Origin of the sequence: Luteibacter sp. UNCMF366Tsu5.1, from assembly GCF_900119235.1 — a bacterium.
GTDB classification, from domain to species: Bacteria; Pseudomonadota; Gammaproteobacteria; order Xanthomonadales; family Rhodanobacteraceae; genus Luteibacter; species Luteibacter flocculans.
The window spans coordinates 2,062,330-2,068,882 of sequence record NZ_FPIS01000001.1; the positions used below are offsets into that span (position 1 = coordinate 2,062,330).

The 6,553-nt window shown below is 62.5% G+C and carries 5 protein-coding genes and 1 rRNA gene; 1 reads left to right on the forward strand and 5 read right to left on the reverse strand.

The window, feature by feature from the left end:
* The first annotated feature begins 264 nt into the window (after positions 1–264).
* The gene (locus tag BT115_RS09205) at positions 265–1,200 is read left to right on the forward strand and encodes a carbohydrate kinase family protein (protein ID WP_072322144.1); all 936 of its coding nucleotides are present in this window, start codon (positions 265–267) and stop codon (positions 1,198–1,200) included.
* Positions 1,201–1,278: 78 nt separating this feature from the next.
* Here BT115_RS09205 and glpK read toward each other — a convergent pair whose 3' ends face one another.
* The 5 genes from glpK to rrf form a co-directional block, all read right to left on the reverse strand.
* Positions 1,279–2,784, reverse strand: a complete 1,506-nt coding sequence (glpK, locus tag BT115_RS09210; protein WP_072322146.1) for a glycerol kinase GlpK — start codon at positions 2,782–2,784, stop codon at positions 1,279–1,281.
* 16 nt (positions 2,785–2,800) lie between these two features.
* Positions 2,801–3,505 carry an MIP/aquaporin family protein gene (locus tag BT115_RS09215; protein WP_072322148.1) on the reverse strand — a complete coding sequence of 235 codons (705 nt, stop codon included), beginning with the start codon at positions 3,503–3,505 and terminating at the stop codon, positions 2,801–2,803.
* 70 nt (positions 3,506–3,575) lie between these two features.
* Positions 3,576–5,063, reverse strand: coding sequence for a glycerol-3-phosphate dehydrogenase (gene glpD / locus BT115_RS09220; RefSeq protein WP_072322150.1), 1,488 nt, complete (start codon positions 5,061–5,063; stop codon positions 3,576–3,578).
* 219 nt (positions 5,064–5,282) lie between these two features.
* The gene (locus BT115_RS09225; RefSeq protein WP_072322151.1) at positions 5,283–6,053 is read right to left on the reverse strand and encodes a DeoR family transcriptional regulator; all 771 of its coding nucleotides are present in this window, start codon (positions 6,051–6,053) and stop codon (positions 5,283–5,285) included.
* 364 nt (positions 6,054–6,417) lie between these two features.
* Positions 6,418–6,532 (reverse strand): 5S ribosomal RNA (gene rrf / locus BT115_RS09230).
* Positions 6,533–6,553 lie beyond the last annotated feature (21 nt).

The window sequence follows — 6,553 nt, forward strand, 5'->3', positions numbered from 1 at the left end:
TGCGGCGGGCGCCCGTTGCGGCAAAAAGTAAGCGTGCGAGTCTAGATTGGCGCCCTCCCCCACGCAAGGGCAGATAAGTTAAGAAAGCCTTGTAAGTCCGAATGATGCATGCGGAAGCTCCCCTCCCCGGGTAGGTCCAGGACCACCCCGGCGGTCGCCTCCGGACCCGTTTTTGGGTACGATTCGCCGGTTTGCCGTCATCCTCGTCGACGGCGTTTTGCCGCGGCCGATCCCGGCCCCATCACCTTCAGGGTTTCCCAACGCATGACTGCCGTTATCTGCGGATCGCTCGCCTACGACACCATCATGGTGTTCCAGGACCAGTTCAAGAACCACATCATTCCGGATCAGGTGCACATCCTGAACGTGTCGTTCCTGGTGCCGGCCATGCGCCGCGAGTTCGGCGGTTGCGCGGGCAACATTGCGTACAACCTCAAGCTGCTCGGCGGCCAACCGATGCCCGTCGCGACCGTAGGTCAGGACTTCGCGCCGTACCGCGCGCACATGGAGAAGTTCGGTATCCGGCTCGACGGCGTGCGTCAATTCGACGATCAGTTCACGCCGCAGTGCTTCATCACCACTGACCTGGACAACAACCAGATCACGGCCTTCCATCCTGGCGCGATGTCGAGCGCACAGGAGAATCACGTGCGCGACATCGCCGATTGCAGCTTCGGCATCGTGGCACCGGATGGCCGCGAAGCCATGCTCCAGCACGTGGACGAGTTCGCCGCGCGTGGCGTGCCCTTCATCTTCGACCCGGGCCAGGCGATGCCGTTGTTCAACGGCGACGAATTCCGCGCGATGATCGAGAAGTCGACGTACGTGATCGTCAACGACTACGAGTCGCAGTTGCTGCAGCAGCGCACCGGCTGGAGCGCATCTGACATCGCCGCCAAGGTGAAGGCGTACATCGTGACGCTCGGACCGCGTGGCTCGCTGATTCACGCCGATGGCGCCACGATCGAGGTGCAGCCGGCACGCGAGCGTAAGGTCGTCGATCCGACGGGTTGTGGCGACGCTTATCGCGCAGGCCTCATCTTCGGCATCATGAAGGGCTACGACTGGCCGACCATCGGACGCATGGCGTCGCTGATGGGCGCGCTGAAGGTCGAGCATCCGGGCACGCAGAACCAGTTCTTCACCTACGAACAGTTCGCTGGCGAGTTCGAGGAACAGTTCGGTTACAAGCTGGCCTGAGCCTTCGACATCGCTTAAAAACAAAGGGCGGCGCATCACTGCGCCGCCCTTTGCGTTTCTGGCATGCGATCGTGCGCGTCAGTTGCGCGGCTTGAATCCCATCGTGGCGTTGACCGCCTGTTTCCAGCCTTCGTAGAGATCGTTGCGACGCTCTTCGGTCATCGACGGCTTGAACTCGCGATCGATCGCCCAACGGGTGGCGATGTCCTTCTTGTCCTTCCAGAAGCCCACGGCAAGACCGGCAAGATAAGCCGCGCCCTGCGCCGTCGTCTCCTGCACCTTCGGCCGCAGCAAGGTCACGTTGAGAATGTCGGCCTGGAATTGCGCCATGAAGTCGTTGGCGATGGCGCCGCCATCGGCGCGCAGTTCCTTCAATTGGATACCGGAATCGCTCTGCATCGCCTCGAGGACATCGCGCGTCTGGTAAGCCATCGACTCGATCGCAGCGCGAATGAATTGCTCCTTCGTCGTGCCGCGCGACAGGCCGAACACGGCACCGCGTACGTCGCTTCGCCAATACGGCGCGCCGAGACCGACAAAGGCGGGCACGAAGTACACGCCGTCATTGTCCTTGGCGCGCTCGGCGTACTCCTGAGAGTCGGAGGCCTTGCCGAGCATGCGCAGGCCGTCACGCAGCCATTGAATCACCGAACCCGCGACGAAGATGCTGCCTTCGAGCGCGTACTCGACCTTACCGTCGACGCCCCAGGCAATGGTGGTGAGCAAGCCGTTCTTCGAACGGACGGCTTTCTCGCCGGTGTTCATGAGCATGAAGCAGCCGGTGCCGTAGGTGTTCTTCGCAAGACCTTCCTCGAAGCACGCCTGGCCGAAGAGTGCCGCCTGCTGATCGCCAGCGATACCTGCAATGGGCACCTCACGACCGAAGAAGTGCTTCGACAACGTCTTGCCGTAGACCTCGCTGGACGACTTCACCTCGGGCAACATCGCACGCGGTACGCCGAGCATCTTCAACAGCTCGTCGTCCCATTCGCACTTGTGGATGTCGTACATCAAGGTGCGCGATGCATTGGTGTAATCGGTGACGTGTACCTTGCCGCCAGTGAGGTTCCAGATCACCCAGGTGTCGATGGTGCCGAACAGCAGGTCACCTGCCTCGGCGCGCGCCTGCGCACCGTCGACGTGATCGAGTATCCAGCGCACCTTGGTGCCGGCGAAGTAGGCGTCGATGAGAAGACCCGTCTTCTCGCGGACCATCTCTTCGTGGCCTTCCTTCTTCAGCCGCTCGCAGATATCCGCGGTCTGGCGCGATTGCCACACGATGGCGTTGTAGATCGGTTGGCCGGTGTGCCTGTCCCAGACCACCGCGGTCTCGCGCTGGTTGGTGATGCCGATTCCTTCGATGCATGCGGGATCGATCTGCGAGCTGCTGATGACCTCCGTCATCGTCGAGAGCACGCTGGTCATGATCTCGCGCGGGTTGTGCTCCACCCAGCCGGGTTGTGGAAAGATCTGCGGAAACTCGCGCTGTGCGGTACCGGCGATGTTGCCATCGTGATCGAACAGGATCGTGCGCGAGCTGGTGGTGCCCTGGTCGATGGCGAGAATGTAGGTCTTCTTGGTCACGGTAAGTCCTCTCGAATCATGCCGCGATAGCGGTATAGGCGAAGGCGGCGAGCAAGGCGCCGATGATCGAACCGATAATGGGAACCGGTGCATAGGCGAAATCCGAACCGCCCTTGCCCGGGATCGGTAGCAGCGCGTGCGCCACGCGCGGGCCGAAATCACGAGCCGGGTTGATGGCGTAGCCGGTCGGACCACCCAGGCACATGCCGATCACGACCACGAGCAGGGCGACGGCGATGGGTGCAATGCCCTTGGACAGATCGTTGCTACCAATGGCGAGCACGCAGTAGACCAGCACGAAGGTGCCGATGACCTCGGTCAGGAGGTTGGCCGGCAGCGAGCGCACGGCAGGAATGGTGCAGAACACGCCCAGCTTCTTCGTGGGATCCGGCGTGCGGCCCCAGTGAGCGAGATAGGTGAGATAGACGAGCACCGCGCCCGTAAATGCGCCTGCCATCTGCGCTGCCACGTATCCCGGAACGAGCGACCACGAGAGCTTGCCGATCGCCGCGAGGGCCAGGGTAATCGCAGGGTTCATGTGCGCGCCGCTCTTTGCGGCGACAAAGATGCCCATGAGCACGGCAAGCCCCCAGGCCCACGTGATAACACCCCAGCCGGCATTCTCGGCCTTCGAATCCTTCAACAGCACGCCTGCGACGACACCGTCGCCGAGCAGAATCATCACCATCGTTCCGAGGAACTCACTCAGATACACCGACATGCTGAGTACTCCTTCATCGTGCGGGCCGGTCAGCAGTACGGCCCGTGCTGGGGGGATGGCGACTCGCGCGTCAGCGCTTCGTCGCCAGGTAAGCGGACAGGCGCTCCACGTCGGGCGGTGTAACCCGCAAGCCGACTTTGGTGCGACGCCAGAGAATGTCTTCGGCTTCGGTGGCCCACTCGTGCCGGACGAGATAGTCGACTTCCGCCTGGTAAAGATCGGAGCCGAAGTTCTCGCCGAGGGCGTCAAGACCAGTGGCCTCGCCCAGTAGATCGCGCGCGCGGGTGCCGTAGCTGTGCACGAGGCGCCATGCGAGCTTTTCAGGCAGCCAGGGGCGGCTCGAGCGAATGTCGGCGAGCAGTTCGTCGGTATCGCGCTCGCCACCGCCAGGCAGCGGAGGTGCATCGGCCGTCCACGCCGGGTTACGGTTGCCGAGCAACGGGGCCAGGCGATCGACGGCCTCTTCGGAGAGCTTGCGATAGGTCGTGAGCTTGCCGCCAAAGACATTGAGCAGCGGTGCGCCGTCCTGATTGACATCGAGCAGGTAGTCGCGCGTCACTTCGGATGCACTGCCTGCTTCGTCCTGCAGCAGCGGGCGCACCCCGCTGTAGCTCCAGACGACGTCGGAAGGCGTGAGTTGCTTCTTGAAGTAACGGTTCGCGGCGTCGCACAGGTAGCTGGTTTCGTCCGTGCCGATGTGGGGATGCGACGGGTCGTCGTGGTACTCGATATCGGTCGTGCCGATCAGGGTGAAGTCGCGCTCGTAGGGAATGGCGAAGACGATGCGGCGATCGGGTTGTTGGAAGATGTATGCGTAGCGGTGCTCGAAGATCTTCGGCACCACGATGTGGCTGCCCTTGATGAGGCGCAACGTGTGCTGGTGCTTGAGACGCACCACGTCGTCGAGAAAGCTCGCGGCCCAGGGACCTGCTGCATTGACCAGCGCACGCGCCTTGACGAAGTGTCGCGATCCGTCGCGAGCTTCCAGCTCCGCCGTCCAACCGTCGCCATCGCGGCGCGCGCTCACGCACTTCGTGTGGGTTTCGATACGTGCACCGCGCCGTGCCGCGTCCATCGCATTCAGCACGACGAGTCGTGCGTCCTGGACCCAGGCGTCCGAGTACACGAAGCCCACGGAGAACTCGTCGCGCAGGGGCGCGCCGGTCACGTGCTTACCGAAACGCACACGGCGAGAACCCGGCAGCGTGCGGCGACCACGGCCCAGATGGTCGTACAGGAACAGGCCGACACGAATCATCCAGGCAGGACGCAGGTGCGGCTGATGCGGCAGCACGAAACGCAGAGGCCAGATGATGTGCGGCGCGGCGCGGAGCAGTACCTCTCGCTCCGCAAGAGCCTTTCCGACGAGGGCAAACTCGAACTGCTCCAGATAGCGCAGACCACCGTGAATCAGCTTCGTGGAAGCGCTGGACGTGTGAGAGGCGAGGTCGTCGCGTTCACACAACCACACGCTCAGTCCGCGACCTACCGCATCACGAGCGATCCCGACGCCATTGACGCCGCCACCCACCACCAAGACATCGACCTGCTCGACCATCGGGTACTCCGTTTGCGGGAGGCGAGGCGCGTCGCACGTACCCTACGCTCGGGTACGTTCGTTTTCGTCCGTTAAGACGGTGTTTTCCACGAAAACGAACATTCTTACGACGTCGCCGGCTATCGCCTGCGTACAAACGAGCATATGCGAACATAAACGAACATCGCACGCTGCACTGCAGCGTAGGGGACGCCGGAGACCCGTGACCCCGTAGGCGACTTAGTCTTCGGCCACGTGCACCTGCGTGCCAGCTGCCTCGAGGACGGGGATAAGCACGTCGGGGGGCGGACGATCGGTGAACCATGCATCGACATGCGAAAAGTCGCCGAGGCGAACCATCGCATTTCGACCGATCTTGCTGTGGTCGGCACCGAGGAAGACCTGGCGCGAGTGCTCGATGATCGCCTGCGCGACGCGCACCTCGTGAAAATCGAAGTCGAGCAAGGTGCCATCGAGTTCGATACCGGAGATACCGATGATGCCGAAGTCCACCTTGAACTGGCGGATGAGTTCGATCGTCGCCTCGCCAGTCACGCCGTGATCTCGGCCGCGCACCACACCACCGGCAACGATCACCTCGAAGGTGGGGTTGTCGCTCAACAGGATGGCGATGTTGAGGTTGTTCGTGATGACGCGCAGATCGCGATGCTCAAGCAGCGCGCGACCGACGCCTTCGTTCGTCGTGCCGAGATTGATGAAGAGCGAAGAGCCATCGGGAATTTCCCGCGCGATGGATGCAGCGATGCGGTTCTTCTCCGCAGCCTGTAGCGACTGCCGCGCGGCATACGCGACGTTCTCAACGCTCGAGGGAGCACTGACACCCCCGTGATAACGACGAATCAGTCCGGCATCGGCGAGGAGATTCAGGTCGCGGCGAATCGTCTGGGGGGCCACGTCGAAATGACTGGCCAACTCGTCCACGCCAGCGAAGCCTTCGCGCTGGACGATGGCAATCAATTCTTCCTGCCGCCGATTGAGTCGTGGATCCATCGCCTTCCCGTTCTGTCGCACTGCGCGGACATGATGACGCTTTGTCGCGAGAGTGTCATGCCGCAGGCGCGTTGGTTACGCTCCCCCAGTAGCCGCGTTATGTGGGAGCCGCCATGGCAACGAGGGAGATGTCTGGTGGGAGCCAGCCTGCTGGCGATGGGAACTTGTCTCGCTGTTACACCGCTTCGTGGGCTTCTCGCCGCCATGGTGGCTCCCGCAGGCCAAGCAAAAAACCCGGCCTCTAATGAGACCGGGTTTTTAGGATAAAGCCCCTGGCGGTGACCTGTTGCGGGTCGTGCCCGCTGGGCACGACAGCAACAAGAAAAAACCCGGCCTCAACGAGACCGGGTTTTTAGGATAAAGCCCCTGGCGGTGACCTACTCTTGCATGGCTTGAGCCACACTACCATCGGCGCATGCGCGTTTCACTTCTGAGTTCGGGATGGGATCAGGTGGGACCACGCCGCTATAGCCGCCAGGGAAGGGGTGGGAGCAGCGCCT